General features: G+C 68.3%; 21 protein-coding genes. 16 read left to right on the top strand and 5 right to left on the bottom strand.

All coding sequences use genetic code 11. The features are described from left to right. Positions 1–33: 33 nt before the first annotated feature. From K5880_RS17230 to guaD, 8 genes are all read left to right on the top strand, one after another. Entirely contained in the window at positions 34–1,575 is a 1,542-nt protein-coding gene (locus tag K5880_RS17230; RefSeq protein WP_297655092.1) for an ABC transporter ATP-binding protein, read from the top strand. After that, a complete protein-coding gene (locus tag K5880_RS17225; protein ID WP_297655089.1) occupies positions 1,562–2,617 on the top strand; it encodes an ABC transporter permease in 1,056 nt (351 codons plus the stop codon). The genes K5880_RS17230 and K5880_RS17225 overlap by 14 nt, the downstream gene beginning before the upstream one ends. 1 nt (position 2,618) lies before the next feature. Beyond that, positions 2,619–3,539 carry an ABC transporter permease gene (locus tag K5880_RS17220; protein ID WP_297655086.1) on the top strand — a complete coding sequence of 307 codons (921 nt, stop codon included), beginning with the start codon at positions 2,619–2,621 and terminating at the stop codon, positions 3,537–3,539. Between the two features lie 74 nt (positions 3,540–3,613). Further along, complete coding sequence (locus tag K5880_RS17215; protein WP_297655084.1) at positions 3,614–4,768, top strand: BMP family ABC transporter substrate-binding protein; 1,155 nt, start codon at positions 3,614–3,616, stop codon at positions 4,766–4,768. Between the two features lie 130 nt (positions 4,769–4,898). Then, the gene (locus tag K5880_RS17210) at positions 4,899–5,924 is read left to right on the top strand and encodes an aromatic ring-hydroxylating dioxygenase subunit alpha (RefSeq protein WP_297655081.1); all 1,026 of its coding nucleotides are present in this window, start codon (positions 4,899–4,901) and stop codon (positions 5,922–5,924) included. A 29-nt stretch (positions 5,925–5,953) separates the two neighbouring features. Continuing rightward, the gene (locus K5880_RS17205) at positions 5,954–6,958 is read left to right on the top strand and encodes an adenosine deaminase (protein WP_297655200.1); all 1,005 of its coding nucleotides are present in this window, start codon (positions 5,954–5,956) and stop codon (positions 6,956–6,958) included. 119 nt (positions 6,959–7,077) lie between these two features. Then, positions 7,078–8,166, top strand: coding sequence for a BMP family ABC transporter substrate-binding protein (locus K5880_RS17200; protein WP_297655078.1), 1,089 nt, complete (start codon positions 7,078–7,080; stop codon positions 8,164–8,166). A 74-nt stretch (positions 8,167–8,240) separates the two neighbouring features. Continuing rightward, complete coding sequence (guaD, locus tag K5880_RS17195) at positions 8,241–9,521, top strand: guanine deaminase (RefSeq protein WP_297655073.1); 1,281 nt, start codon at positions 8,241–8,243, stop codon at positions 9,519–9,521. 139 nt (positions 9,522–9,660) lie between these two features. Here the strand turns inward: guaD and K5880_RS17190 are convergent, their stop codons facing one another. From K5880_RS17190 to K5880_RS17180, 3 genes are read right to left on the bottom strand one after another with little or no spacing between them, the layout of a single operon-like run. Continuing rightward, entirely contained in the window at positions 9,661–10,665 is a 1,005-nt protein-coding gene (locus K5880_RS17190) for a cytochrome d ubiquinol oxidase subunit II (protein WP_297655070.1), read from the bottom strand. 19 nt (positions 10,666–10,684) lie between these two features. Next, entirely contained in the window at positions 10,685–12,049 is a 1,365-nt protein-coding gene (locus tag K5880_RS17185) for a cytochrome ubiquinol oxidase subunit I (RefSeq protein ID WP_297655067.1), read from the bottom strand. 19 nt (positions 12,050–12,068) lie between these two features. Then, positions 12,069–12,659 (bottom strand): GbsR/MarR family transcriptional regulator, encoded by a 591-nt coding sequence (locus tag K5880_RS17180; RefSeq protein ID WP_297655064.1) that lies wholly within the window; start codon positions 12,657–12,659, stop codon positions 12,069–12,071. A 115-nt stretch (positions 12,660–12,774) separates the two neighbouring features. Here K5880_RS17180 and dcd point away from each other — a divergent pair, with 115 nt between their 5' ends. The 3 genes from dcd (at position 12,775) to K5880_RS17165 (ending at position 15,842) form a co-directional block, all read left to right on the top strand. After that, positions 12,775–13,341: a dCTP deaminase gene (gene dcd, locus K5880_RS17175; RefSeq protein ID WP_297655062.1), complete on the top strand. Its 567-nt coding sequence runs from the start codon at positions 12,775–12,777 to the stop codon at positions 13,339–13,341. A gap of 69 nt (positions 13,342–13,410) precedes the next feature. Then, positions 13,411–14,298, top strand: coding sequence for a neutral zinc metallopeptidase (locus K5880_RS17170; RefSeq protein ID WP_297655060.1), 888 nt, complete (start codon positions 13,411–13,413; stop codon positions 14,296–14,298). A 68-nt stretch (positions 14,299–14,366) separates the two neighbouring features. After that, complete coding sequence (locus K5880_RS17165; protein WP_297655058.1) at positions 14,367–15,842, top strand: DEAD/DEAH box helicase; 1,476 nt, start codon at positions 14,367–14,369, stop codon at positions 15,840–15,842. Positions 15,843–15,891: 49 nt separating this feature from the next. Here the strand turns inward: K5880_RS17165 and K5880_RS17160 are convergent, their stop codons facing one another. Next, positions 15,892–16,728: a symmetrical bis(5'-nucleosyl)-tetraphosphatase gene (locus K5880_RS17160; protein WP_297655056.1), complete on the bottom strand. Its 837-nt coding sequence runs from the start codon at positions 16,726–16,728 to the stop codon at positions 15,892–15,894. A 9-nt stretch (positions 16,729–16,737) separates the two neighbouring features. Here K5880_RS17160 and K5880_RS17155 point away from each other — a divergent pair, with 9 nt between their 5' ends. Together K5880_RS17155 and K5880_RS17150 are read left to right on the top strand one after the other, a co-directional pair. Then, positions 16,738–18,051 carry a hemolysin family protein gene (locus tag K5880_RS17155; RefSeq protein ID WP_297655054.1) on the top strand — a complete coding sequence of 438 codons (1,314 nt, stop codon included), beginning with the start codon at positions 16,738–16,740 and terminating at the stop codon, positions 18,049–18,051. 217 nt (positions 18,052–18,268) lie between these two features. Then, the gene (locus K5880_RS17150; RefSeq protein WP_297655052.1) at positions 18,269–19,681 is read left to right on the top strand and encodes an FG-GAP repeat protein; all 1,413 of its coding nucleotides are present in this window, start codon (positions 18,269–18,271) and stop codon (positions 19,679–19,681) included. 4 nt (positions 19,682–19,685) lie between these two features. Here K5880_RS17150 and K5880_RS17145 read toward each other — a convergent pair whose 3' ends face one another. After that, positions 19,686–21,971, bottom strand: a complete 2,286-nt coding sequence (locus K5880_RS17145; protein WP_297655049.1) for an ATP-dependent DNA helicase — start codon at positions 21,969–21,971, stop codon at positions 19,686–19,688. Between the two features lie 33 nt (positions 21,972–22,004). On the opposite strand from K5880_RS17145, the gene K5880_RS17140 reads away from it, so the two are divergent. The 3 genes from K5880_RS17140 (at position 22,005) to K5880_RS17130 (ending at position 23,927) form a co-directional block, all read left to right on the top strand. Then, on the top strand, positions 22,005–22,796 hold the full coding sequence (locus tag K5880_RS17140) for a hypothetical protein (RefSeq protein ID WP_297655046.1): 792 nt from the start codon (positions 22,005–22,007) through the stop codon (positions 22,794–22,796). An 82-nt stretch (positions 22,797–22,878) separates the two neighbouring features. Beyond that, positions 22,879–23,400 (top strand): Mpo1-like protein, encoded by a 522-nt coding sequence (locus K5880_RS17135; RefSeq protein WP_297655043.1) that lies wholly within the window; start codon positions 22,879–22,881, stop codon positions 23,398–23,400. Then, positions 23,397–23,927 carry an N-acetyltransferase gene (locus K5880_RS17130; protein WP_297655040.1) on the top strand — a complete coding sequence of 177 codons (531 nt, stop codon included), beginning with the start codon at positions 23,397–23,399 and terminating at the stop codon, positions 23,925–23,927. The genes K5880_RS17135 and K5880_RS17130 overlap by 4 nt, the downstream gene beginning before the upstream one ends. The last annotated feature ends 5 nt before the right edge of the window (positions 23,928–23,932 follow it).

Raw genomic sequence — 23,932 nt, 5'->3', positions numbered from 1 at the left:
ACGAACCCGAAAGACGAAGAAAGAAGGAGACCCATGACAACCACACGATTGCAGCTCAGCGGCATCACCAAGCGCTATCCGGGCGTGGTGGCCAACAGCGGCGTCTCGCTCACCGTGCAACCCGGCGAGGTGCATGCCGTGCTGGGCGAGAACGGCGCGGGCAAGTCCACGCTGATGAAGATCATCTATGGCTCGGTCAAGCCCGACGAGGGCTCGGTGATGTTCAACGGCAAGCCGGTGCACATCCGAAACCCGCAGGAGGCGCGCGCGCTGGGCATCAGCATGGTGTTCCAGCACTTCAGCCTGTTCGACACCCTCACCGTGGCCGAGAACGTGTGGCTGGGGCTGGACAAGTCGCTCACGCTGCCCGAGGTGAGCGCGAGCATCACCGCCAAGGCGGCCGAATACGGGCTGGACATCGACCCTTCGCGCCCGGTGCACACGCTCTCGGTGGGCGAGATGCAGCGGGTGGAGATCATCCGCGCGCTGCTGACCAACCCGCAGCTGCTGATCCTGGACGAACCCACCTCGGTGCTCACGCCCCAGGCGGTCGAGAAGCTCTTCATCGTGCTGAAGAAGCTGGCCTCGGAGGGCTGCAGCATCCTCTACATCAGCCACAAGCTGCACGAGATCCGCGAGCTGTGCACCGCCTGCACCGTGCTGCGTGGCGGCCAGGTCACGGGCGTGTGCGACCCGCGCCAGGAAAGCAACGCCTCGCTCTCGCGTCTGATGATCGGCGCCGAACCGCCGGCGCTGGAGGTTCGCGAACTGCACGCCGGCGCGGCCGTGCTGGAGGTCAGCGGCCTCACGCTGCAGAGCGACGACCCGTTCGGCACGCACCTGAGCGGCATCGCGCTGCACGTGCGCGCGGGCGAGGTGGTGGGCATCGCGGGTGTTTCGGGCAATGGCCAGAGCGAGCTGCTGTTCTGCCTCTCGGGCGAGGACACACGCGCGCCGGCTGGCAGCATCCGCATGGGCGGGCAGGACGCGTCGCGCCAGGGCCCGGCCCGGCGGCGCTGGCTCGGCCTGCATTTCGTGCCCGAGGAGCGCCTGGGGCGCGGTGCGGTGCCCACGCTCTCGCTGGCGCACAACCTGCTGCTCTCGCGCGGCGACGCGCTGGGCGCGGGCGGCTGGATCCACACCGGCGTGCTCAAGGCCCAGGCGGAAGACATCATTGCGCGCTACAAGGTCAAGGCCAACGGGCCGGACGCGGCGGCCAAGTCGCTCTCGGGTGGCAACCTGCAGAAATTCATCGTCGGCCGCGAGATCGAGGCGAAGCCGAAGCTGCTGATCGTGAGCCAGCCCACCTGGGGCGTGGACGTGGGCGCGGCCGCGCAGATCCGTGGCGAAATTCTGAAACTGCGCGACGCGGGCTGCGCGGTGCTGGTGGTGAGCGAGGAGCTCGACGAGCTGTTCGAGATCAGCGACCGCCTGCACGTGATCGCCAAGGGGCGGCTCTCGCCCAGCCTGGACCGCAAGGACGCCACCATCGAACGCATCGGCGAATGGATGTCGGGGCTCTGGGACACCGCGCACCACAACAAGAACGAGGAGAGCGCCCATGCTGCGGCTTGAAGTCCGTCCCCAGCCCTCGGCGCGCTGGGGCTATGCCTCGCCGTTGCTGGCGCTGGCCATCACTGTGGTGATCGGCGTCATCCTGTTCGCCGTGCTCGGCAAGGACCCGGTGCGCGGCCTGCAGGTGTTCTTCTGGGAACCGATCAAGAACACCTACGCGCTGTCGGAGCTGATGGTCAAGGCCACGCCGCTGCTCATCATCGCGCTGGGCCTGGCGGTGTGTTTCCGCTCCAACGTGTGGAACATCGGTGCCGAAGGCCAGTACATCATCGGCGCGGTGTTCGCCGCCGGTGTCGCGCTCATGGCCGACAAGACCACCGGGGGCTGGATCGTGCTGGCGGTGCTGGCCGCCGGTGTGTTCGGCGGCATGGTCTGGGCCGGCATCACGGCGCTGCTGCGCGACCGCTTCAATGCCAATGAAATCCTGGTCAGCCTGATGCTGGTGTACGTGGCCATCCAGGTATTGAACTTCCTGGTCTATGGCCCCTGGAAAGACCCGCAGGGCTACAACTTCCCGCAGACCAAGACCTTCGAGGCGGCCACGCAGATGCCGCGGCTGATGCAGGGTTCGCGCGTGACCATCGGCCTGCTGCTGGCGTTGGCCGGCGTGGCGGCGGTGTGGGTGTTCCTGTTCCGCACCTACGCGGGCTACGCCCAGCTGGTGGGCGGCCTGGCGCCGGCGGCAGCGCGTTACGCGGGCTTCTCTTCGCGCAAGGCGCTGTGGGTCGCGCTGCTGACCTCGGGCGGGGCGGCGGGCCTGGCCGGTGCGCTGGAGGTGGCCGGCCCGATCGGCCAGCTCACGCCCTATGTGCCGGCGGGCTACGGCTTCGCCGCCATCATCGTCGCCTTCGTCGGGCGGCTGCACCCGGTGGGCATCGTGTTCTCGGCCATCCTGATGAGCATGTTCTACATCGGCGGCGAGCTCGCGCAGTCGCGCCTGGGCCTGCCCAAGTCGATCACGGGTGTGTTCCAGGGGCTGCTGCTGTTTGCGCTGCTGGCCTGCGACACGCTGATTGCCTACCGCCTCGTCTGGAGGAAATGACATGGAATCCATCGCACTGCTGATCGCCGCCTCGCTCAATGCGGGCACGGTGCTGGCCATCGCCTCGCTGGGCCTGCTCATCAACGAGAAGGCCGGCATCGTCAACCTGGGTGCCGAGGGCATGATGCTCTGCGCCGCGCTGGCCGGCTTCGCCACCGTGGTGCACACCGGCAGCACCACCCTGGGCTTTGCCGCCGGCATGGCCGCTGGCGCGCTGCTTGCCGCCATCTTCGGTGGCCTGGTGATCTGGCTCAACACCAACCAGTACGCCACCGGCCTGGCGCTGAGCCTGTTCGGCGCCGGTTTCTCTGCCTTTGCCGGCACCCGCTACGTGCAGGAGAAGCTGCCTGAGCAGGGTCAGTTCGCGATTCCCCTGCTGGGCGACATCCCGCTGATTGGCCCGGCGCTGTTCCGCCACCACCCCATGGTCTATGTCTGCGTGGCGCTGGTGATCTTCATGATCTGGTTCCTTTATCGCACGCGCGCCGGCCTGGTGCTGCGCAGCGTGGGCGAGAGCCCGGAGTCGTCGCACGCGCTGGGCTACCCGGTGCGGCGCATCCGGCTGGTGGCGGTGATGGCCGGTGGTGCGCTCTGCGGCCTGGCCGGGGCCTACGTGTCCACCGTATACACACCGCTGTGGGTGGAGGGCATGATCGCCGGCAAGGGCTGGATCGCGCTGGCGCTCACCACTTTTGCCACCTGGCGCCCGGCCCGTGTGTTGCTTGGGGCTTACCTGTTCGGTGGCGTGACCATGCTGCAGTTCCACCTGCAGGGCGTTGGCGTGAACGTGCCCAGCCAGTTCCTGACCATGATGCCCTACGTGGCCACCATCGTCGTGCTGGTGCTGATCTCGCGCAACCCCACCTGGATCCGCATCAACATGCCTACGTCGATCGGGAAACCGTTCTATCCGGGTTCATAATTTGCGTTCCACTTGAATACCCATCTGGGTACAGTTTTTCCGTTTTCTTCACCCCCTGAACTTCGAGGTTCTCCATGACAGACCTGAGCAAACGTTCCCTGATGAGAGTCGCCGCGCTGAGCGCGCTGGCTGGCGCCGTGCTGATCGGCTGCGGCAAGAAGGAAGAAGTCGCCGCGCCTGCTGCCGCACCGGCGCCCGCGCCCGCCGCAGCCGAGGCGCCCAAGGCCGAGCCGCTGAAGATCGCGTTTGCCTATGTCGGCCCGGTGGGCGACGGTGGCTGGACCTTTGCACACGACAACGGTCGCAAGGCGGTGGAGGCGGAATTCGGCGACAAGGTCGTCACCAGCTTCGTGGAGAACGTGCCCGAGAGCGCCGACGCCGAGCGCGTGCTGCGCGACCTGGCCAGCCAGGGCAACAAGCTCATCTTCGGCACCACCTTCGGCTACATGGAGCCCATGCTCAAGGTCGCGCCCGATTTCAAGGACGTGAAGTTCGAGCACGCCACCGGCTACAAGACAGCCGAGAACATGCGTACCTACGACAGCCGTACCTACGAAGGCGCGTACATGGCTGGCATCATCGCCGGTGGCATGACCAAGACCAACACGCTCGGCGTGGTGGCCTCCATCCCAATTCCTGAAGTCATCCGCAACATCAACAGCTTCACGCTGGGTGCGCAATCGGTGAACCCGAAGGTCAAGACCAAGGTGGTCTGGGTCAACGGCTGGTTCGACCCACCGAAGGAAACCGAGGCCGCGACCTCGCTGATCAACGGCGGCGCCGACGTGCTGATGCAGAACACCGACTCCTCGGCCGTGCTGCAGACCGCCGAGAAGCTGGGCAAGCGCGCCTTCGGCTGGGATTCGGACATGACCGCCTACGGCCCCAAGGCCCACCTGGGCTCGGCAGTGATCAACTGGGCGCCGTACTACATCAAGGCCACCAAGGACGCGCTGGAAGGCACCTGGACCACCGGTGGCGTGTGGTGGGGCGTCAAGGAAGGTGCGATCGACATGGTTTCGGTGGCCGAGGACGTGCCCGCCGAGATCAAGGCCAAGGTCGACGCCGTGCGCGCCGGCCTCAAGGACGGCAGCTACTCGATCTGGAAGGGCCCGATCGTGGGCCAGGACGGCAAGGAAGTGCTGGCCAAGGACGCCATCGCCGACGACGCGTTCCTGGGTGGCGTGAAGTTCTATGTGAAGGGTGTCGAAGGCAAAGTGCCTAATTGATCCACCCCCGCCGCGCTTCGCGCGACCCCCTCAAGGGGGCGGCACGGTGGGCCGGCGGAGCCGGACCCACCGTGCCCTGGAATCGAAAGCCGCCTCCTCCGGGCGGCTTTTCTGTTTGAATGACATCGCCATGATCGAACAGCAACTCTGGCATCCCGTGATCGCGTCGCACCAGGTGCGCGAGGCGCCTGTGGCGTGCACGCTGCTGGGGCAGTCGCTGGTGCTCTGGCGTGAGAGCGCGCACGATGGCAGCCGGGTGCACGTCTGGGCCGACCGCTGCCCGCACCGGGGTGCGAAGCTCTCGCAGGGGCGGGTGTTGATCGGTCTGCACGGTGCGCGTCTGGAGTGTCCATACCACGGCTGGCAGTTCGGCGGTGCGGGGCGTTGCCAGCACGTGCCCGCGGCACCCGATTTCGTGCCCCCGGCGGGTCACGTGGCAAAGGTGTTCGAAGCACGCGAGCAGCATGGCCTGGTGTGGGTGCGCCTGCGCGCGCCCGAGCAGACGCTGCACGCCAGCTTGCGGGATCCGCCCGCGTTCACGCCCGCTGGAGACCCCGCCTGGCGCGTGGTGCTGTGCGGGCCGTATGAGGTCAACACCAGTGCGCCACGGCTGGTGGAGAATTTTCTGGACCTGAGCCACTTCGGCTTTGTGCACGAGGGCTGGCTGGGTGAACGCGGCCATGCGCAGGTGCGACCCGGCACCGTGGAAGAGCCGGCCGAGCCGGGTGTCGGCCTGGTGGTGCGTGAGGCCCACGCCTGGCAGCCGCGCGCGTATGCGCAGGCGGACAAGGGCGCATGGATCGCCTACCGCTACGACGTTCCACACCCCTTTACTGCCATGTTGCGCAAGGAAGCCACCGCCGGCGATCCGGTGAGCAATGCCATCGCGCTGTTCATCCGGCCCGACGGACACGAACTCTGCACGGCCTGGTTCGTCATGGCCACGCAGGGCGACACCTCAACCGACCCGGAGTTGGTGGCATTCCAGGACGCGGTTTTCGCGCAGGATCGCCCTGTGGTGGAGTCGCAGTCGCCACGCGCCTTGCCGATTGGTCGCACCGCGCCCGTGACCGAGGTGCACGGACCGGCCGACCGCGTTTCGAGCGCCTATCGCCGCTACCTGATGCGCCTGGGCATTGCACTTGGCACCTGTTGACCACAAGATCGAGAATGCACCTCATGAGCATGACCGCCGCCCAACTCGCCGCCGCCATTCCAAAAACCGAGCTGCACATCCACATCGAAGGCTCTCTGGAGCCCGAGCTGATCTTCGCGCTGGCGCAGCGCAATGGCCTGAGCCTGCCCTACGACAGCGTGGACGCATTGCGCGCGGCCTACGCGTTCACGGACCTGCAGAGCTTCCTCGACATCTACTACGCCGGCGCCAGCGTGCTGCTGCGCGAGGCCGACTTCCACGACATGGCCTGGGCGTACTTCCTGCGCGCCAGGGCCGACAACGTGGTGCACTGCGAGATTTTCTTCGACCCGCAAACCCACACCGCGCGCGGTGTGCCCATGGCCACGGTGATCAACGGCCTGTCCAGCGCCTGCGACCGTGCGCAGGCCGAACTCGGCATCAGCACGGCGCTGATCCTGTGTTTCCTGCGCCACCTGAGCGAGGAGGACGCATTCGCCACGCTGGAGGCGGCCATGCCGTACCGCGCGCGCTTCATCGGCGTGGGGCTGGATTCGAGCGAGGTCGGGCACCCGCCCTCGAAGTTCTCGCGCGTGTTCGCGCGCTGCCGCGAGCTGGACCTGCGGATCGTGGCACACGCGGGCGAGGAAGGGCCGCCGGCCTATATCTGGGAAGCACTGAATGACCTGAAAACCGAGCGCATCGACCACGGCGTGCGATCACTCGAAGACCCGGCCCTGGTGGCCGAACTGGCGAAACGGCGCACGCCCCTCACCGTATGCCCGCTGTCCAACCTCAAGCTCTGCGTGGTGGACGATCTGAAACACCACCCGATGAAGCGCCTGCTCGACGCCGGCCTGTGCGCCACGGTCAACTCGGACGACCCGGCCTATTTCGGTGGCTACATGAACGCCAACTTCGTGCAGACCGTGGAGGCGCTCGGCCTCTCGCGGGAGGACGTGGTCACGCTCGCGCGCAACAGCATCGAGGCCAGCTTCGTGAACGAGGCGCGCCGCGGCGAGCTCATGGCCCTGCTCGACAGCGCCATCGACTGACGGCCCTTCGTCCATCCGTGGCGAGGGCTGCGGTCGCCGCGAGGCTAAAATCATGCCCAGCGAGCCCGGTGCTTCCCCGGCTCGCTTTTTCATTCACGGAAGCCATGTAGAGGAACACCATGTACAAAAACCTCGTGGCCCGGTGCGCCTGTTGCGCGCTCGCGGCCGCCAGCTTTTTCATCCCCTTCGCCGCCACTGCGCAGACGCCCCCGCTCAAGGCGGCGTTCGTCTACGTCGCGCCGCTCACGCCCGCCGGCTGGGTGCGGCAGCACGAACTGGGGCGCCAGGCCGTGCAGGCCGCGCTGGGCGATCGCGTCGAGACGCGCTACGTCGAGAACGTGCCCGAGGGGGCCGACGCCGAGCGCGTGATCCGCGACCTGGCGCAACAGGGCCACCGCATCATCTTCACGCCCAGTTTCGGCTACATGGAACCCACGCTGAAGGTGGCGCGCGAGTTCCCGGACGTGAAGTTCGAATCCATCACCGGCTACAAGACCGCGCCCAACGTGGCGACTGCCAACGCGCGTTATTACGAGGGCCGTTACCTTGCCGGCGTGGCGGCGGGTCGCATGGCCACGCAGGCGGGCTACGTCGCGGGTTTTCCGATTCCCGAGGTGATCCAGGGCGTCAACGCCTTCACGCTGGGCATGCGCTCGGTGAACCCGCGCGCGAGCGTGAAGGTGGTCTGGCTGGGCGAGTGGTTCAACCCGCCGCGCGAGCGCGAGGCGGCCATGACGCTGATGAACCAGGGCGCCGAGGTGCTGGCCTTCCACACCGGATCGACCGCCGTGATGGTGGCTGCGCAGGAACGCGGCAAGCTCGCCGTGGCTTATCACTCCGACATGCGCGCGGTCGCGCCGGATGCCCAGATCGCCGCGGTGACGCACCTCTGGGGCGACTACTACACGCGCCGCGTGAAGGCGGTGCTCGATGGCAACTGGCAGAGCGCCAGCGTGTGGGGCGGCGTGAAGGACGGCATGATCCGCGTCGACGGTTTCGGCAGCAAGGTGCCGGCGAAGGTGCGCGACGAGGTGCTGGCGCGCCAGGCCGACATGGCCGCTGGCAAGCTGGCCGTGTTCGCCGCGCGCGGCCCGGTGCGCGACAACCGGGGCGCCACGGTGATCGAGGCCGGCAAGGCCTTGAATGATGCGCAGATCCTGGGCATGAACTGGCTGGTCGAGGGTGTTCAGGGCAGCATCGAGCGTTGAGCTCGGAGCGCCGGTATGGGCGCTATCGGGCAGGCCGTATGCCCGGGCGAGCCGGGCGCGTTAAGCTGCGCGCCATGAAAGCCTACCGTGCCGCCCTGCTGCGTTTTGCCGATGACGACACCCCCGTGTACGACGCCGATGGCCTGCTGGTGGTTGGCCCCGATGCGCAGGGCCGCCGCGTGGTGCGCGCCGCGGGCGACCACGCCACGCTGATCGGCAACTACCCCGGCGTGGCGGTCGAGGACCTGCGCGGCAAGCTGATCGCGCCGGGCTTCGTCGACATGCACGTGCACTACCCGCAGACCGACGTGATCGGCGCGCCCGCCGCGGGCTTGCTGCCCTGGCTGGAGAACTACACCTTCCCGCACGAGTCGCGCTTTTACGAGCCGGCCCATGCGCGCGAGGTGGCCGACTTTTTCCTCGACGAACTCGCGCGCCAGGGCGTGACGACCGCGCTGACCTTTGCCACTTCGCATCCCGCCTCGGTGGATGCCGTCTTCGAAGCGGCGCGCTCGCGCGGTCTGCGCTTCATCACCGGCAAGGTGCTGCAGGACCGGCACAGTCCGGACGGTGTGCGCGACGAGACCGAGCAGAGCCTGATCGATACCGAGGCACTGATCCAGCGCTGGCACGGCGTGGACCGCCTGGGCTACGCGATCACGCCGCGCTTCGCACCCACGAGCACGCCGGCGCAGCTGCGCGGCGCGGGCGTGCTGGCCACGAAGTACCCGGACGTGTGGATCCAGTCGCATGTGGCCGAGAACCGCGACGAGGTGCGCTGGGCCGCCGAGCTGTTTCCGGATGCGCGCAGCTACCTCGGGGTGTACGGCGATTTCGGTCTGTTGCGCGAGCGCGCCGTGTACGCGCACTGCCTCCACCTGGACACGACCGACCGCGAGCTGATGGCATCCACCGGCACGGTGGCCGCCGTGAGCCCGACCAGCAACCTGTTCCTGGGCAGCGGATTTTTCGACTACATGGCGGCCGACGCGGCGGGCATGCGCTACGGCCTGGCCAGCGACGTGGGTGGCGGCACCAGCTTCTCGCCTTTCCACACCATGCTGGCGGCCTACTGCGTGGGCCGCGAGGGCCAGACCAAGACGGGCCTGAGCCTCACACCGGGCCAGCTCTGGTGGCAGCACACGGCGGGCGCTGCGCGTGCCCTTGGGCTGGAAGGCGTGGTGGGCAACCTGCAGCCCGGCCACGAGGCCGACTTCGTGGTGCTTGACCCGCAGGCCACGCCGCTTCTGGCTCGCAAGACTTCTCAGGCGAACAGTCTGGACGAGTTGCTGTTTGCTTTGATCGTGTTGGGCGATGACCGTGTTGTTGAACGCACGGTGGTGGCCGGCGGCTGACCGTTTGCGTTGCGTTTGTGCGAGGGCGGACGGGCCGGGTGCGCGTTCTCCGGTTCAGCTCGCGGCCGCCTTCCCGCGCGCGCTACCGTGATCTCATCAACACCTTGGTTGACGTGCCGCGTCAGCGGCGCAGGGGGGGTCAGTTGTACGTCAGCGCCCGCGCCTTGCCCCAGAACACGCGGTACATGTAGACCGTGTAGACGATGATCACCGGCAGCGTGATGGCCACTCCGATGAAGACCACGGTGAGCGAGCCGGTGGAGATTGCCGCTTCCCACACCGTCATGCGCCCGATCACGATGTCCGGGAAGATGCTGTAGGCCAGACCGAAGAACGCGAGCACGAAGATCAGCACGGTGGACGCGAACACCACCCAGCCATAGCCCGCCTTGACCACGTTCGGGTGCGTCACCACCCAGCGCACCGCGAAGAAGGCAATCGCGCAGCTCAGCGGAATCGGCATCAGGCCGAACACTTCGGGCACGCTGAACCATTTCTCGACCACGGCCGCATTCACCAGCGGCGTGGCCGCCGATATGGCCACCAGTGCGAAACCCATGGGCCAGAGCACGCGGCCCGCCCAGCGCACCGCGTGCGCCTGCAGTTCGCCCTCGGTCTTCATGATCAGCCAGCCCGAGCCGAGCAGCACGTAGGCGGCCGGCAGGGTGATCGCGATGCCCAGGCTGAACGCCAGGCCCAGCCAGCCACCCGCGAAACCGGTGATGTAGCTGCCCAGCATCCAGCCCTGCGAGGCACTGGCCAGCAGTGAGCCGGCAAAGAACGCGCCGTTCCAGAACGGCTTGTAGGCCGTGGGGGCCTTGACGCGGAAGTCGAACGCCACGCCGCGCAGGATCAGGCCGATCAGCATGATCGCCACCGGCAGGTACAGTGCCTGCAGCACCAGGCCGTGTGCCATCGGAAAGGCCACCAGCAGCACGCCGACCCCCAGCACCAGCCAGGTCTCGTTGGCGTCCCAGAACGGGCCGATGCTGGCGATCATGGTGTCTTTCTGCGCGTCGTCGGCCAGCGGCAGCAGCAGGCCCACGCCGAGGTCGTAGCCGTCGAGCACCACGTAGGCCAGCAGGGCCAGGCCCATCACGGCGAGAAAGATCAGCGGCAGCAGATTGGCCCAGCTCATGTCCATGATGCGTCTCCTTGGTGTGTCAGGCGCCGGCCTTGCCCAGCGTGGCCGGGGTGCTCTCGGGCGGATGTTTCACCGGGTGCTCCGCCATGTACTTGAGCACGCCGACGTAGGTGACCAGCAGCAGACCGTAGACGATCAGGTAGGCGGTCAGCGTGGCCGCGATCAGGGGCGAGGGCAGGCTGGTGGCCACCTCGGCGGTGCGCAGGTGGCCGTAGACGATGAAGGGCTGGCGGCCAATCTCGGTGACGTACCAGCCCGAGAGCGTGGCCAGCCAGCCCGAGAAGGTCATGCCCGCGAGCGTGTAGAGCATCGGGCGCGGCAGCACCACCTGGGCGCCAGAGCCCGCGCGGCGCTGGCGCCAGAGCAGCCATGCCGCCACCCAGGCCACCAGCAGCATCAGCGAGCCCACGCCCACCATCACGCGAAAGGCCCAGAAGATCGGTGCCACCGGCGGGTGCGCGCCGGGGAATTCGTTCAGACCCTTGAGCTCGGCGTCCATGTCGTGCGCCAGTATCAGGCTGGCCATCTTGGGGATCTTCACCGCGTAGTGCGTGGTGCCAGCGGCCTCGTCCGGCCAGCCGAACAGCGTGAGCGGCGCGCTCTTCTCGGTCTGCCAGATGCCTTCGAGCGCCGCGATCTTGGCGGGCTGGTGCTCCAGCGTGTTCAGCCCGTGCATGTCCCCGACCAGGAACTGCAGCGGCATGGCGACCGAGGCTGCAACGATGGCCGTGCGCAAGGCCTTGTGCGTGCCGCCGGTGGCACTGCCCTTGATGAGCTGCCAGGCACACAGGCCTGCGATGAGGAAGGAGGCGGTCAGTGTGGAGGCCAGCAGCTTGTGCGTGAAGCGGTAGGGAAACGAGGGGTTGAAGACCACGGACAGCCAGTCCACCGGGATGAATTTGCCGTCGACGATCTCGAAGCCCGCGGGCGTCTGCATCCACGAATTCAGGCTGAGGATCCAGAACGCCGACAACGTGGTGCCAGCGGCCACCAACATCGTGGCCATCAGGTGCACACGCTCGCTCACCCGGCCCCGTCCGAACAGCATGATGCCCAGGAAGCTGGCCTCCAGGAAGAAGGCGGTCAGCACCTCGTAGCCCAGCAAGGGGCCCGAGATGTCGCCGGTCTTCTCCATGAAGCCGGGCCAGTTGGTGCCGAACTGGAAGCTCATCACGATGCCCGAGACCACGCCCAAGGCGAAGGTCAGGGCGAACACCTTGGTCCAGAAGTAGTACGCCTCCTCCCAGGCCGGATCGCGCGTCTTGAGGAAGCGCAGACGGAAGAACAGCAGGAACCAGCACAGCGCGATGGTGATGGTCGGGAACAGGATGTGAAAGCTGATGTTGGCGGCGAACTGGATGCGCGAGAGGATGAGGGCGTCCATGCGGAATCTCCTGGCGGGTTCAGGTGGTCGATGCGGTTGGCGCGCCGCGCGGGGCCGACTTGCCGGTGAGCCGGTCCTTGAGTTCGAGCACGCGCGTCACCGTCGCGCCCATGCCCATGAGTTGCATGGCGGTCTCGGGTGCGAGCTTCTGCACATCGTCGAACCAGGTCATGAGCCGGTCGATCAGGTCGTGCATCTCGCGCATGCGCGCCTGGGCGTGACGCTCGGCATCGGTCCGGGGGGTTTCCAGCAGCGCGGTGCGCAGCATGGACAGCGTGGGTTCCACCTCGCGGCGGCGGCGTTCCTCCGCCAGTACACGGAAGATCTCCCACACATCGGCCGGCGCCTCGAAGTACTCGCGCCTGTCGCCCGGCTGGTGGCGCAGCCGCACCAGCCGCCAGGCCTGCAGCTCCTTCAGGCCCATGCTCACGTTGGAGCGCGAGAACTCCAGCGTCTCGGCGATCTCGTCGGCATTGAGCGCATGGGGAGAGATGAAGAGCAGCGCGTAGATCTGCCCCACGGTGCGGTTGATGCCCCATCGGCTGCCCATTTCCCCGAAGTGGGCAACGAACTCGCGGTTGAGCGGCGGGAGGTGGTCTTGCAGGGGCATGGGCGCGACTGTAGCGGCTTCGGCCTGAATTTTCAGTAATTACTGAAATTCCCAGAAGTTGCTGGGGAATTGCATGGGTCAGATGCCGACGGGTGGCCCCCTACAATCGCGCCCCATGAGCATCAAAAGCGACAAGTGGATCCGCCGCATGGCCGAGCAGCACGGCCTGATCGAACCCTTCGAACCCGGCCAGGTGCGAGCCGTGGACGGCAAGAAGGTGATCAGCTACGGCACCTCCAGTTACGGCTACGACATCCGCTGCGCGCCCGAATTCAAGGTGTTCACCAACATCCACAGCACGGTGGTGGACCCGAAGAACTTCGACGAGAAGAGCTTCGTGGACTTCCATGGCGACCACTGCATCATCCCGCCCAACAGCTTCGCGCTGGCGCGCACGGTGGAGTACTTCCGCATCCCGCGCAACGTGCTCACCATCTGCCTGGGCAAGAGCACCTATGCCCGCTGCGGCATCATCGTCAACGTCACGCCCTTCGAACCCGAGTGGGAAGGCTATGTGACGCTGGAGTTCAGCAACACCACGCCGCTGCCGGCCAAGATCTACGCGGGCGAGGGCTGCGCGCAGGTGCTGTTCTTCGAGAGCGACGAGGTCTGCGAGACCAGCTACAAGGACCGCGGCGGCAAGTACCAGGGGCAGGTTGGCGTGACCCTGCCCAAGGCCTGACGCGCGACGCGCTGCCCCCCCCCCGATAATGGCGTGCGGCAACCACCCGTGTTGCCCAGGAGGCTCGCCATGAAGTGGGAAAACAACCGCCAGTCCGACCAGGTCGAAGACCGCCGATCGCAAACCGGCGGCGGCGGCCGGCGTGTCGGGGGTCGCGGCATTGGCCTGGGCACCATCGCCATCGCGCTGGTCGCAGGCTGGGTCTTCGGCATCAACCCCATGACCATCCTGGGTGTGCTCGGCGGCGTCGGCGACATGGGCACTCCCACCGAACAGGTGCAGACCACTTCGCAGGGCCCGGCGACTGCGCCCACCGACGACATGGGCCGATTCGTGGCGGCCGTGCTGGGCGGTACCGAAGACGTGTGGGGCCAGGTGTTCCAGCAAGGCGGTGCGCAGTACAAGAAGCCGCGTCTGGTGCTGTTCCGCGGCGCCACGCCCACGGCTTGCGGCACCGGACAGTCCGCCATGGGCCCGTTCTACTGCCCTGGCGATCAGAAGGTCTACATCGACCTGAGCTTCTACGACACGCTGCGCCGCCAGCTCGGCGCGCCGGGCGACTTCGCGCAGGCCTACGTGATCGCGCACGAGGTGGGCCACCACGTGCAGAACCTCATGGGCATCACCGACCAGATGGAGCAGGCGCGCCGCCGGGTGAGCGAGCGCGAGTACAACGCGCTGTCGGTGCGGCTGGAGCTGCAGGCCGACTGTTTTGCCGGCATCTGGGCGCACCACAACCACAAGAGCCAGGCCATCCTGGAACCGGGTGACGTGGAGGAGGCCTTGAACGCGGCGGCCGCCATCGGCGACGACGCCCTGCAGCGCAAGAGCCAGGGCCATGTGGTGCCCGACAGCTTCACCCACGGCACCAGCGCGCAGCGCCAGCGCTGGTTCAACGCCGGCCTGCAAAGCGGCAACATCCAGAGCTGCGATACCTTCAAAGCAGCGGCGCTTTGACACACCGGGGGCGGGTTTTGGGCGAAAAGTCGTCAAAGTGAGACAATACCCGGCTAACTTTGAAGTCCATGACCCAATCCTTTTCCGAACTTTCCCTCTCTCCCACCATCGAGCGTGCCGTGGCCGAAATGGGCTACGAGACCATGACGCCGATCCAGGCGCAGGCCATTCCCGTGGTGCTGCAGGGCCGTGACGTGATGGGTGCCGCCCAGACCGGCACCGGCAAGACCGCCGCCTTCACGCTGCCGCTGCTGCAGCGCATGCTCAAGCACGAGAACGCATCGACTTCGCCCGCGCGGCACCCGGTGCGCGCCCTGGTGCTGCTGCCTACGCGCGAACTGGCCGACCAGGTGGCCGAGCAGGTCAAGCTCTACGCCAAGTACACCAACCTGCGCAGCACGGTCGTGTTCGGCGGCATCGACATGAAGCCGCAGACGGCCGAACTGAAGAAGGGCGTTGAAGTCCTGGTGGCCACGCCCGGGCGCCTGCTCGATCACATCGAGGCGAAGAACTGCGTGCTCAACCAGGTCGAGTACGTGGTGCTCGACGAGGCCGACCGCATGCTCGACATCGGCTTCCTGCCCGACCTGCAGCGCATCCTGTCGTTCCTGCCCAAGCAGCGCACCACGCTGCTGTTCTCGGCGACGTTCTCTCCCGAGATCAAGCGCCTGGCCAACAGCTACCTGCAGGACCCGGTGACGATCGAGGTGGCGCGCTCCAATGCCACCGCCTCCACCGTCGAGCAGCACTTTTACCGCGTCGAGGACGACGACAAGCGCGGCACCTTGAAGCAGATCCTGCGCGAGCGCGGCCTCAAGCAGGCCTTCGTGTTCGTCAACAGCAAGCTCGGTTGCGCGCGGCTGGCGCGCTCACTGGAGCGCGAGGGGCTCAACACCACGGCGCTGCATGGCGACAAGAGCCAGGACGAGCGCCTCAAGGCGCTGGCCGCGTTCAAGGCCGGCGAGGTCGACCTGCTGGTCTGTACCGACGTGGCCGCGCGCGGCCTGGACATCAAGGACGTGCCGGCGGTGTTCAACTTCGACATCCCGTTCAATGCCGAGGACTACGTGCACCGCATCGGCCGCACCGGCCGTGCCGGCGCTTCCGGTCTGGCGGTGTCGTTCGTGAGCGGGCGAGACACGCGCCTCATGGGCGATCTGGAAAAACTGCTGGGCAAGAAGCTCGAACTCGAAGCGCTGGAGTTCGAAGCCGACCGCCGCCCGGCTGGCCGCTTCAACGATGGTCAGCGCGCCTGGCAGCAGCCGGAGGACGGTGAACGGCGCGAGAGCAGGGCCATTCGTGAGAGCCGCGACAGCCGGCCTCCGCGCGAGGGACGTGCCGACCAGCGTCCGGCCCGGGCGCCCCGCCCGCCGGCCGATCCGCTGTTCGACAAGCCCTACGAGCCCAGCGCAGCCAGTGACGCGCCGCCCGCGTGGGAGGTTGCGCAGCGCCCCGCGGCGCGCGCTGCTTCGCCCAACATCAAGACGCGCCGCAAGGTGGCGGCCCTGTTCAAGAGCGCGCCGGCGCCGGTGCAGGAAAGCTGAGGGGTCGGCCCTTGCCCGAGCCTGCCAGGCGGCTCCTGCCGCCACCGTTTCATTTTTTCCCCGGTTTGCGAGCCTGTTCGCAGCGCACCGCCAGCCGCTCCACCTGCCCAGGCACGCCGGTGATGCGCGCCGCCGTGAGGCAACCGCCCCAGACACAACCGGTGTCCAGCGCCTGGAGGTCGGCGCGGTTCACCGTGCCCAGCGTGGACCAGTGGCCGAATGCCATCGGCACGCCCTCGGTGCGCCGCCCCGGCACGTCGAACCAGGGCATGAAGCCTTCGGGGGCGGCGCCCGCGCTGTCCTTGGTGGCGAACTCCATCACACCCTGCGCGGTGCAGAAGCGCAGCCGGGTGAAGGCGTTCACGATCACGCGCAGGCGGTCCGCGCCCCGCAGTGAATCGCTCCACAAGGGGGGCTCGTTGCCGTACATGGCGTGCAGAAAATCCGTCCAGTCCGGCCCGCGCAGCGCGGCCTGCAGCTCGCCCGCGAGTGCCAGTGTGTCGGCAGCACTCCACTGCGGCAACACGCCCGCGTGCACCATCAGCCAGCCGTGTTCGTGCAGGGCCATGGGCCGCGCGCGCAGCCAGTCGAGCAGCGCCTCGCGGTCGGGCGCACGCAGGATCTCGTCCAGCGTGTCGCTGCGGTTCGGTTTGCGCACGCCGTGCGCGGTGGCCAGCAGGTGCAGGTCGTGGTTGCCGAGCAGGCAGTGCGCCGCGCCCTCCAGCGCGATGAGCCGCCGCAGGACGGCGAGCGAGCAAGGCCCTCGGTTCACCAGATCCCCCAGCAGATACAAGGTGTCGCGGCTGGGAGAGAAGCCGATGTGGTCGAGCAGGCGGCCAAGCGCTTCGTCGCAGCCCTGCACGTCCCCGATCATGTAAATTGCCATCCGCCGATTATGGATACGCTCCTGATTGTTTTTCTGACGCTGCTCAACGGCGCGTTCGCCATGTCCGAACTGGCGCTGGCGTCCAGCCGCAAGGCGCGACTGGCGGCCATGGCCGAGGCCGGCGACAAGGGTTCGATCACCGCGCTCAAGCTGCTGGAGAATCCCACCCAGTTTCTGTCCTCGGTGCAGGTCGGCATCACCTCCATCGGCATGCTCAACGGCATCGTGGGCGAAGCCGCGTTCAGTGGCGACCTGGGCCTGTGGTTCGAGTCCAAGGGGCTGACGGAAGCCAGCGCCAACGTGTTGTCCACCGGCATCGTGGTGGTGGTCATCACCTTCATCACCATCGTGTTCGGTGAACTGGTGCCCAAGCGCATCGGCCAGTTGTACCCGGAAGCGGTCTCGCGCTGGGTCTCACGTCCCATGGCATTCGTTGCCCAGGCGGCCAAGCCCTTTGTGTGGCTGCTCACGCACACCACGCAATGGGTGCTCAAGCTGCTGCGCATCGACAGCAACGCCGTGCAGCACGTCACCGAGGAAGAAATCAACGCCAGCCTGGAAGAAGGTGTCGACGCCGGCATCATCGAGGAGCACGAGCACCAGATGGTGCGCAACGTGTTCCTGCTCGACGACCGCCAGCTCACCTCCATCATGGTGCCGCATTCGGAAATCGAGTGGCTCGATGCCGAGGACAGCATCGACATGGCGGTGCAGAAGGCCTGGACCACCGGACACTCGTGGTACCCGGTGTGCCGGGGTGGCCTGGACGACGTGGTCGGCGTGATCCACCTGCCGCGCATGCTCGCGCTGCAGTCCGAGGGCAACAACGAGCCGCTGCTGCGCCATGTGCAGCCGGCTGTGTTCGTGCCCGAGACACTCAGTGGCATGGAATTGCTGGAACAGTTTCGCGAACGTGCCACGCGCATGGTGTTCGTGGTGGACGAATACGGCGTGGTGCAGGGCCTGCTCACGCCGCTGGACATGCTCGAAGCCATCACCGGTGAGCTCTCGCCTCGCGTCGCGGTGGACGCCTGGGCCACGCTGCGCGAGGACGGCGCCTGGCTGGTGGACGGCGCGATGCCGGTCGCCGAACTCAAGTCGCGCCTGGCCATCGACGAACTGCCCGACGAGGACAAGGGCCGCTACAACACCGTGGCCGGCCTGATGCAGACGGTGGCCGGCGACCTGCTCGAGAAGGCCGACAGCGTCGACTGCGCGGGCTGGCGCTTCGAGGTGCTGGTCCTTGAAGGCCGGCGCATTGATCAGGTGCTCATCATGCGCCTGCCCGAATCCGGCGAGGACGCTGACCGCAGCGACGCCTGAGGCCCGGGCGGGGAGGGTGCTCCGGTGGGCCGGGGGCGGTCGTTCGGGCGAGAACTCCGTCATGAATGCGTCCACTACCCGAAAAATATAGTACTTAGGCAGCATTCTTCTGTTGCGATGGTTTGCAGACCATCGGCGCACCGCAGCACCTGCGGGCGCAGGAGTCCCTGGCCAAGGTGGTGCGCAGCCCGACCACCCTTGACCGACTGGATGTCCCTTGAACCGCCGTTGCTTCCCCTTCCTTGCCGCCGCCCCCGTGCTGTGTGTGATTCCGCTGCTCGTGGCCTGCCTGGGCGGTACCGTCCCCCTGGATGACCCGGCGCCCGCCGCCACCGCACCGATGCCGTCACGACCGGGTCTGGCCACGCTGCACAGCGGCGCGCTGCAAGCCGTTGCCCACCTCACGGCTCCGCAGGCCGAGGCGTCGGCCCTGTTTGGCGCAGCGGTGGCCCTTTCGGGCGATGGCAGCACCCTGGCCGTGGGGTCCGATCTGAAATCGCTGGGCCGCGGTGGCTGGCTCGCGCCGTGGTCCGGCGATGAAGTGCCGCGGGCTGGCGCGGTGTACCTCTATGCGCGCACGCCACAGGGCTGGGTGCCGCAGGCACAACTGGTGGCGCAGGTGCCCGTGGCGGGCGCCGGTTTCGGCTTCAGCCTGGCCCTGTCCGATGACGGCCGCACGCTTGCGGTGGGCGCACCTTTCGAATCCGAATCGGCAGACGCGGGCGCCGAAGACGTGGCGCTCGGCGCGGTGCACGTGTACCGGCGCGACGGCCGCAACTGGTCGACTCAGGCGCGGCTGGCTGCACCGCCGGGGGCCAGTGGATTCGGTGCGGCGGTGTCGATGGCCGGGCAGGGCAGACTGCTGGCGGTGGCGATGCTGCACTCCCATGGCGGCGGTGGCGCGCGCGCCGATACCAGGCAGGGCCCGGTGCACGTGTTCGGTCTCGACGGAACGGTCTGGTCGCACCGCGCCGAACTTCGGCCCGCTGATCTCGCCTCCGCTGGCGGATTCGGTGCCAGCGTGGCGCTGTCGGCCGATGGCGGCACCATCGCCATCGGGGCACCTGAGGCGCCGCGCGCAGCCGTGCACCTGTTCCGGGACGACGGCCAGGGCCGGCATGCGACAGAGCAGGTGCTGGTGGATCCAGGATCCGCGCTCCAGGGGTTCGGTGCCCGTCTGGGCCTGTCGGCCGACGGGGATACCCTGGTGGTCGGGGCGCCCGGCGTGGTCACACGTGCTGGTGTTCCACCGGCTGCGCAGGGCGCCGCGCACGTCTACGCGCGACAGGCCGGCGTGTGGCGCCGGCAGGCGGTTTTGCAGGCATCGCAGAGCGCACCCGGAGATGGCTTCGGTGGCGAACTGGCGCTCTCGGCCGATGCGCGGGTTCTCGCCGTGGGCACTCAGCGCGGAGCAGGCGCGGTGCATCTGTATGCGCGCGACGCGCAATCGTGGCATCCGCGCTGGCCCGTGACGTCGGATCGGATCGCGCGCGGGCATCCCTTCGGTGCCGCCCTCGCGCTCTCGGGGGACGGCCGCACGCTCGCGGTGGGGGCCCGGCTGGAGGACAGTGGCGCCCCTGGTGCGCAACGGCGTCACAGCGGCGCGGTGCGGCTGTACGCCGCGCGCTGAATCTTCAAGTCCGTTCGATGCGCCACCAGGACGGCAACAGGCGCCGCACCTCGGCGTGGGCAAAACGTTCGTCCATCAGCACCACCACGCCTTCATCGTCCGGCCCGCGGATCACGCGGCCGGCCGCCTGCACCACCTTCTGCAGTCCGGGGAACAGGTAGGCGTAGTCGTAACCCCGGCCAAAGCGCGCCTGCAACCGCGCGCGCAGGCGCTCGTTCACCGCGTTCACCTGCGGCAGGCCCAGCGTGGCGATGAAGGCGCCAATGAGGCGCCTGCCAGGCAGGTCGATGCCTTCGCCGAACGCACCCCCGAGCACCGCGAAGCCGATGCCCTGGCTGTCTTCGGTGAAGCGCGCCACGAAGGCCTCGCGCTCGGGTTCACCCATGCCGCGCGACTGCGCCCACACGGGCACCGCGGCGTGCCTGAGTTGCAGCCGCTGCAACGCCTGTTGCAGGTAGTCGAAGCTGCTGAAGAAGGCCAGGTAGTTGCCCGGGCGCGCGGTGTACTGCGTGGCCATCACGTCCACCAGGCGGTCGAGTGAATCCGCGCGGTCGCCGAAACGGGTCGAGATGTACGGCGTGACGCGCACCTGCAACCGGGCAGGGTCGAAGGGCGAGGGCACGTCCAGCCGCGCGGTGTCCTCGGGCAGGCCGAGCAGGGCGCTCATGTAGTCCATCGGACTGAGCGTGGCCGAGAACAGCGTGGCGCTGCGCGCCGCCTGCCAGCGGGGCTGCAGCAGCGGCCCGGGGTCGAGGTTGCGGATGTGGACCGCCGGGTGGCGCGCGCGGCGTGGTGCCTGCGGTGTCCGCATGATCTCCACCAGCGAATGCGCATCGAACACCTCGGCCACGCGCAGGAATTGCAGCACCTCGAACAGCCAGGCCTGCAGCGCGGAGCCCGCGGCAGGGGGCTCGTGCGCGAAGTGGTCCGACAGCGCGGCAGTGTGGCGCTGCAGTGCGTCGATGAAGGCGCCGGGCAGATCCGGCAGCAGGGCATGGTCCTGCGTCTGCGCGCGAGCGAGTGCGCTCCACTGGCGATGCAGACGGTCCATGGGTTTCTTCAGGGCGGCGGGCGCGGCCTGGCGCGCGGCGTGGAAGGCCGCCGGGCGCAGCTCGGCGCTGTACATCGAGCGCGCGCGTTCGATCAGGTTGTGCGCTTCGTCCACCAGCAGGCCCGCGCGCAACTCCTCGTTCACGGTGAGCGCCCAGGCGCCAGCGCCGAGGTCGAAGAAGTGGTTGAAATCGCCCACGACCACGTCGCTCCAGCGCAGCAGGTCCTGGCCGAGGTAGTAGGGGCAGAGGCTGTGGCGCAGCGCGATGTCGCGCAGCGCGGCCTTGTCGAGCCAGCCGGCCCGCGCGGCTTCCTCGCGCGCCACCGGCAGGCGGTCGTAGAAGCCGCGCGCGAGGGGGCATGACGCGCCGTGGCAGGCCTTGTCGGGGTGCTCGCAGGCCTTGTCGCGCGCCACCAGTTCGAGCACGCGCAGCGGCTTTGTCCGCAGCCGTTGCAGCGCATGCAGCGCGAGCTGGCGGCCTGGCGTCCTGGCCGTGAGGTAGAACAGTTTGTCGATGCCGCGCGCGGGCGCGGCGCGCAACGCGGCGAACAGCGTGGCCATGGTCTTGCCGATACCGGTGGGGGCCTGCGCGAGCAGGTGGCGCCCGGCGCCCTGGGCGCGGTACACGGCAGCGGCCAGTTCGCGTTGCCCGGGGCGGAAGGCCTCGAACGGGAAGGCCAGCGCCTGCAGCGCGGCATCGCGCTCCGTGCGGTGGGCCTGCTCGGCACGCGCCCAGGCGGCGTAGCGCGCGCAGAGCGACTCGAAGAAGGCCTTGAGCTCGGCAGCGCCGTGCCACACAGGCAGCACCGTCTCGTGCCCGGTGTCGATGTTGAAGTAGACCAGCGCGAGTTCGATGCGCTCGAGCCCGAGCTGCTCGCACAGCATCCAGCCGTAGACGCGCGCCTGTGCCCAGTGCAGGGCACGGTGGTTGTCGGGAATCAGGGCCGCGTCGCCGCGGTGGGTCTTGATTTCCTCCAGCCGGGGCACGGCCGGGTCGAAACCGTCGGCGCGGCCCTGCACCCGCAGCCCGTCGCAATGGGTGGCGAGCGAGACCTCGCGCTGGTAGCCCGCGCCGCGCCGCGCGGTCACCGCTCCATGGCCGGCCACGCCTTCCAGCGCGCTCGGTGACGGTGTGAAACGCAGGTCGAGGTCGCCGGTTCTGGCGGCGAACGCGCACAGCGCGCGCACCGCCACCGCAAGCGGGGCGGCCGGCTCGTCGGACAGGCGTGCGGTCGGCATCGAAGGGCATGGTACTGGATATATAGTCAGTCCATGGAGCCGACCGCCCCCCCTTTGACGCGCCGCCATCACCAGCGCCTGCGCGAGATCTACCGCTCGGCCGGCTGGCCGTGTCACGACACGGTGGAGGTCGAGCTGCTCGCCGCCGGCCTGCTGGAGCGGCGCCCTTCGCCCGAAGGCTTCGAGAACCTGCGCGTGACCGACGCAGGCATCCAGCGCCTGGCCGAGGTGTTCGCGCACAACAAGGCGGTGCGCACGCCGCACGAGGCGCTGGTGGAACGCGTGGCCATCGCCATGGCGCAGGCCGGGCGCATCACCTGGCGTGGCCTGGCGCTGCGCGTGCCGCTGCCGCGCGCGCTGCTCGGCGGCGAGCCCGACGCGGTCGCACCCGCGCAGGCCGCGGTGTTCGACGCCGAGGCGCCGGCGCTGGTGCCCGAACACGGCTGGTGCATGGCCTGCCCGGACGTTTTCTCGGTGCGGCACACCACGGTGGAGGCCTACCTGGAGCCCGTTGTGCACGAGATCAAGGTCAGCCGCGCCGACCTGCTGGGCGACCTGCGCAAACCCGCCAAGCGCGCGGCCTACCTGGGGCTGGCCGGTGCCTGCTGGTACGTGCTGGGGCAGGACGCCCGGGGTCGGCCGATCGCCCGGCCCGACGAGATACCGCCCGAGTGCGGCGTGATGCAGCTCGAGGGGGAGCGCCTGGTGGTGGCGCGCGAGGCGCCACGCCGCGCTATCGAGCACCTGCCGTTCCATGTCTGGATGGCGCTGGCGCGCACCGGGCCCGCCGTGCGGCTGGAGGACGACGCGCAGTCGCTGTTGTGACGGCCTGCGCGAAACCCCGCTGGCGCGCGCGCGCCAGGCTGGCGATGATGTGCGCCTGTGCAGCGTTTCAAGGAGACACGCCATGAAGACACTCAACGACCACCTGAGCCAGTACGCGGCCTACCACCGCGACCGCCGCAACATCCTCACGCACTTCGTCGGCATCCCCATGATCGTGCTGGCCGTCGTGGTGCTGCTCGCGCGCCCGGTGTTCGATATCGCGGGCATCGCCCTGTCGCCCGCGACGCTGGCGGTCATCGCCGCCACGCTCTACTACCTGCGGCTGGACCTGCGCTTCGGCATCGTGATGGGCTTGCTGCTGGCGCTGTGCCTGGCGGTGGCGCATGCCACGGCGCCCTGGTCCACCGGCGCCTGGGCCGGCCTCGGCCTGGGGCTGTTCGTCGTGGGCTGGGTGATCCAGTTCGTGGGCCACATCTTCGAGGGCCGCAAGCCCGCTTTCGTCGACGACGTGATGGGCCTGATCATCGGCCCGCTGTTCGTGGTGGCCGAACTGGCCTTCCTGATGGGCCTGCGCCGCGAGGTCGAGGCGGTGGTCGAATCGCGCGCGGGGCCGGTGCATTCGGGCCGCGCGCTCGCGAAGTGATTCGTTTCGAGTCGCCGGCCGACGTCGAGACCATCCACGCGCTCACTGCGGCGGCGTTTCAGCACGCGCCCCACACCAGCCACACCGAACACCTTGTTGTCGACGCGCTGCGCGCCAGGGAGCAGCTGACGATCTCGCTGGTGGACGAGCGTGATGGCGAGATCCTGGGACATGTGGCGGTCTCGCCGGTGGTGGTGTCGAACGTCTGCCACGGCTGGTTCGGCCTGGGGCCTGTCTCGGTGCTGCCCGGCCACCAGGGCCGGGGCGTGGGCAGTGGTCTCGTGCGTGCGGCGCTGCGGCATCTGCGCGAACAGGGCGCGGCCGGATGCGTGGTGCTGGGTGAGCCGGCTTACTACGCCCGATTCGGTTTTCGCGCCGAGCCTGACCTGGTGCTGCAGGGTGTGCCACCCGGGTATTTCCAGGCACTGGCATTCGACGCGCCCATGGCCCATGGCGCAGTGACGTATGACGCGGCCTTTGACGTGCGACCACCCGATTCAGAAAACCCCGCCGCGTTGCAGGGTTGAATGTC

The sequence above is a fragment of the Hydrogenophaga sp. genome (assembly GCF_025699295.1).
In the GTDB taxonomy this organism is placed as follows: Bacteria; Pseudomonadota; Gammaproteobacteria; order Burkholderiales; family Burkholderiaceae_C; genus Hydrogenophaga.
Note: the sequence above shows the minus strand (reverse complement) of the source record. Positions and strands in the feature narration are given on the sequence as shown.

Excerpts from the sequence above, each read along its gene's own strand:
- K5880_RS17220 (WP_297655086.1), top strand. The coding sequence starts at position 2,619 with ATGGAATCCATCGCACTGCTGATCGCCGCCTCGCTCAATGCGGGCACG.
- K5880_RS17190 (WP_297655070.1), bottom strand. The coding sequence starts at position 10,665 with ATGGACATGAGCTGGGCCAATCTGCTGCCGCTGATCTTTCTCGCCGTG.
- K5880_RS17165 (WP_297655058.1), top strand. The coding sequence starts at position 14,367 with ATGACCCAATCCTTTTCCGAACTTTCCCTCTCTCCCACCATCGAGCGT.
- K5880_RS17135 (WP_297655043.1), top strand. The coding sequence starts at position 22,879 with ATGAAGACACTCAACGACCACCTGAGCCAGTACGCGGCCTACCACCGC.
- K5880_RS17170 (WP_297655060.1), top strand. The coding sequence starts at position 13,411 with ATGAAGTGGGAAAACAACCGCCAGTCCGACCAGGTCGAAGACCGCCGA.
- K5880_RS17210 (WP_297655081.1), top strand. The coding sequence starts at position 4,899 with ATGATCGAACAGCAACTCTGGCATCCCGTGATCGCGTCGCACCAGGTG.
- guaD (WP_297655073.1), top strand. The coding sequence starts at position 8,241 with ATGAAAGCCTACCGTGCCGCCCTGCTGCGTTTTGCCGATGACGACACC.
- dcd (WP_297655062.1), top strand. The coding sequence starts at position 12,775 with ATGAGCATCAAAAGCGACAAGTGGATCCGCCGCATGGCCGAGCAGCAC.
- K5880_RS17230 (WP_297655092.1), top strand. The coding sequence starts at position 34 with ATGACAACCACACGATTGCAGCTCAGCGGCATCACCAAGCGCTATCCG.
- K5880_RS17160 (WP_297655056.1), bottom strand. The coding sequence starts at position 16,728 with ATGGCAATTTACATGATCGGGGACGTGCAGGGCTGCGACGAAGCGCTT.
- K5880_RS17180 (WP_297655064.1), bottom strand. The coding sequence starts at position 12,659 with ATGCCCCTGCAAGACCACCTCCCGCCGCTCAACCGCGAGTTCGTTGCC.
- K5880_RS17155 (WP_297655054.1), top strand. The coding sequence starts at position 16,738 with ATGGATACGCTCCTGATTGTTTTTCTGACGCTGCTCAACGGCGCGTTC.
- K5880_RS17215 (WP_297655084.1), top strand. The coding sequence starts at position 3,614 with ATGACAGACCTGAGCAAACGTTCCCTGATGAGAGTCGCCGCGCTGAGC.
- K5880_RS17225 (WP_297655089.1), top strand. The coding sequence starts at position 1,562 with ATGCTGCGGCTTGAAGTCCGTCCCCAGCCCTCGGCGCGCTGGGGCTAT.
- K5880_RS17145 (WP_297655049.1), bottom strand. The coding sequence starts at position 21,971 with ATGCCGACCGCACGCCTGTCCGACGAGCCGGCCGCCCCGCTTGCGGTG.
- K5880_RS17140 (WP_297655046.1), top strand. The coding sequence starts at position 22,005 with ATGGAGCCGACCGCCCCCCCTTTGACGCGCCGCCATCACCAGCGCCTG.
- K5880_RS17200 (WP_297655078.1), top strand. The coding sequence starts at position 7,078 with ATGTACAAAAACCTCGTGGCCCGGTGCGCCTGTTGCGCGCTCGCGGCC.
- K5880_RS17185 (WP_297655067.1), bottom strand. The coding sequence starts at position 12,049 with ATGGACGCCCTCATCCTCTCGCGCATCCAGTTCGCCGCCAACATCAGC.
- K5880_RS17205 (WP_297655200.1), top strand. The coding sequence starts at position 5,954 with ATGACCGCCGCCCAACTCGCCGCCGCCATTCCAAAAACCGAGCTGCAC.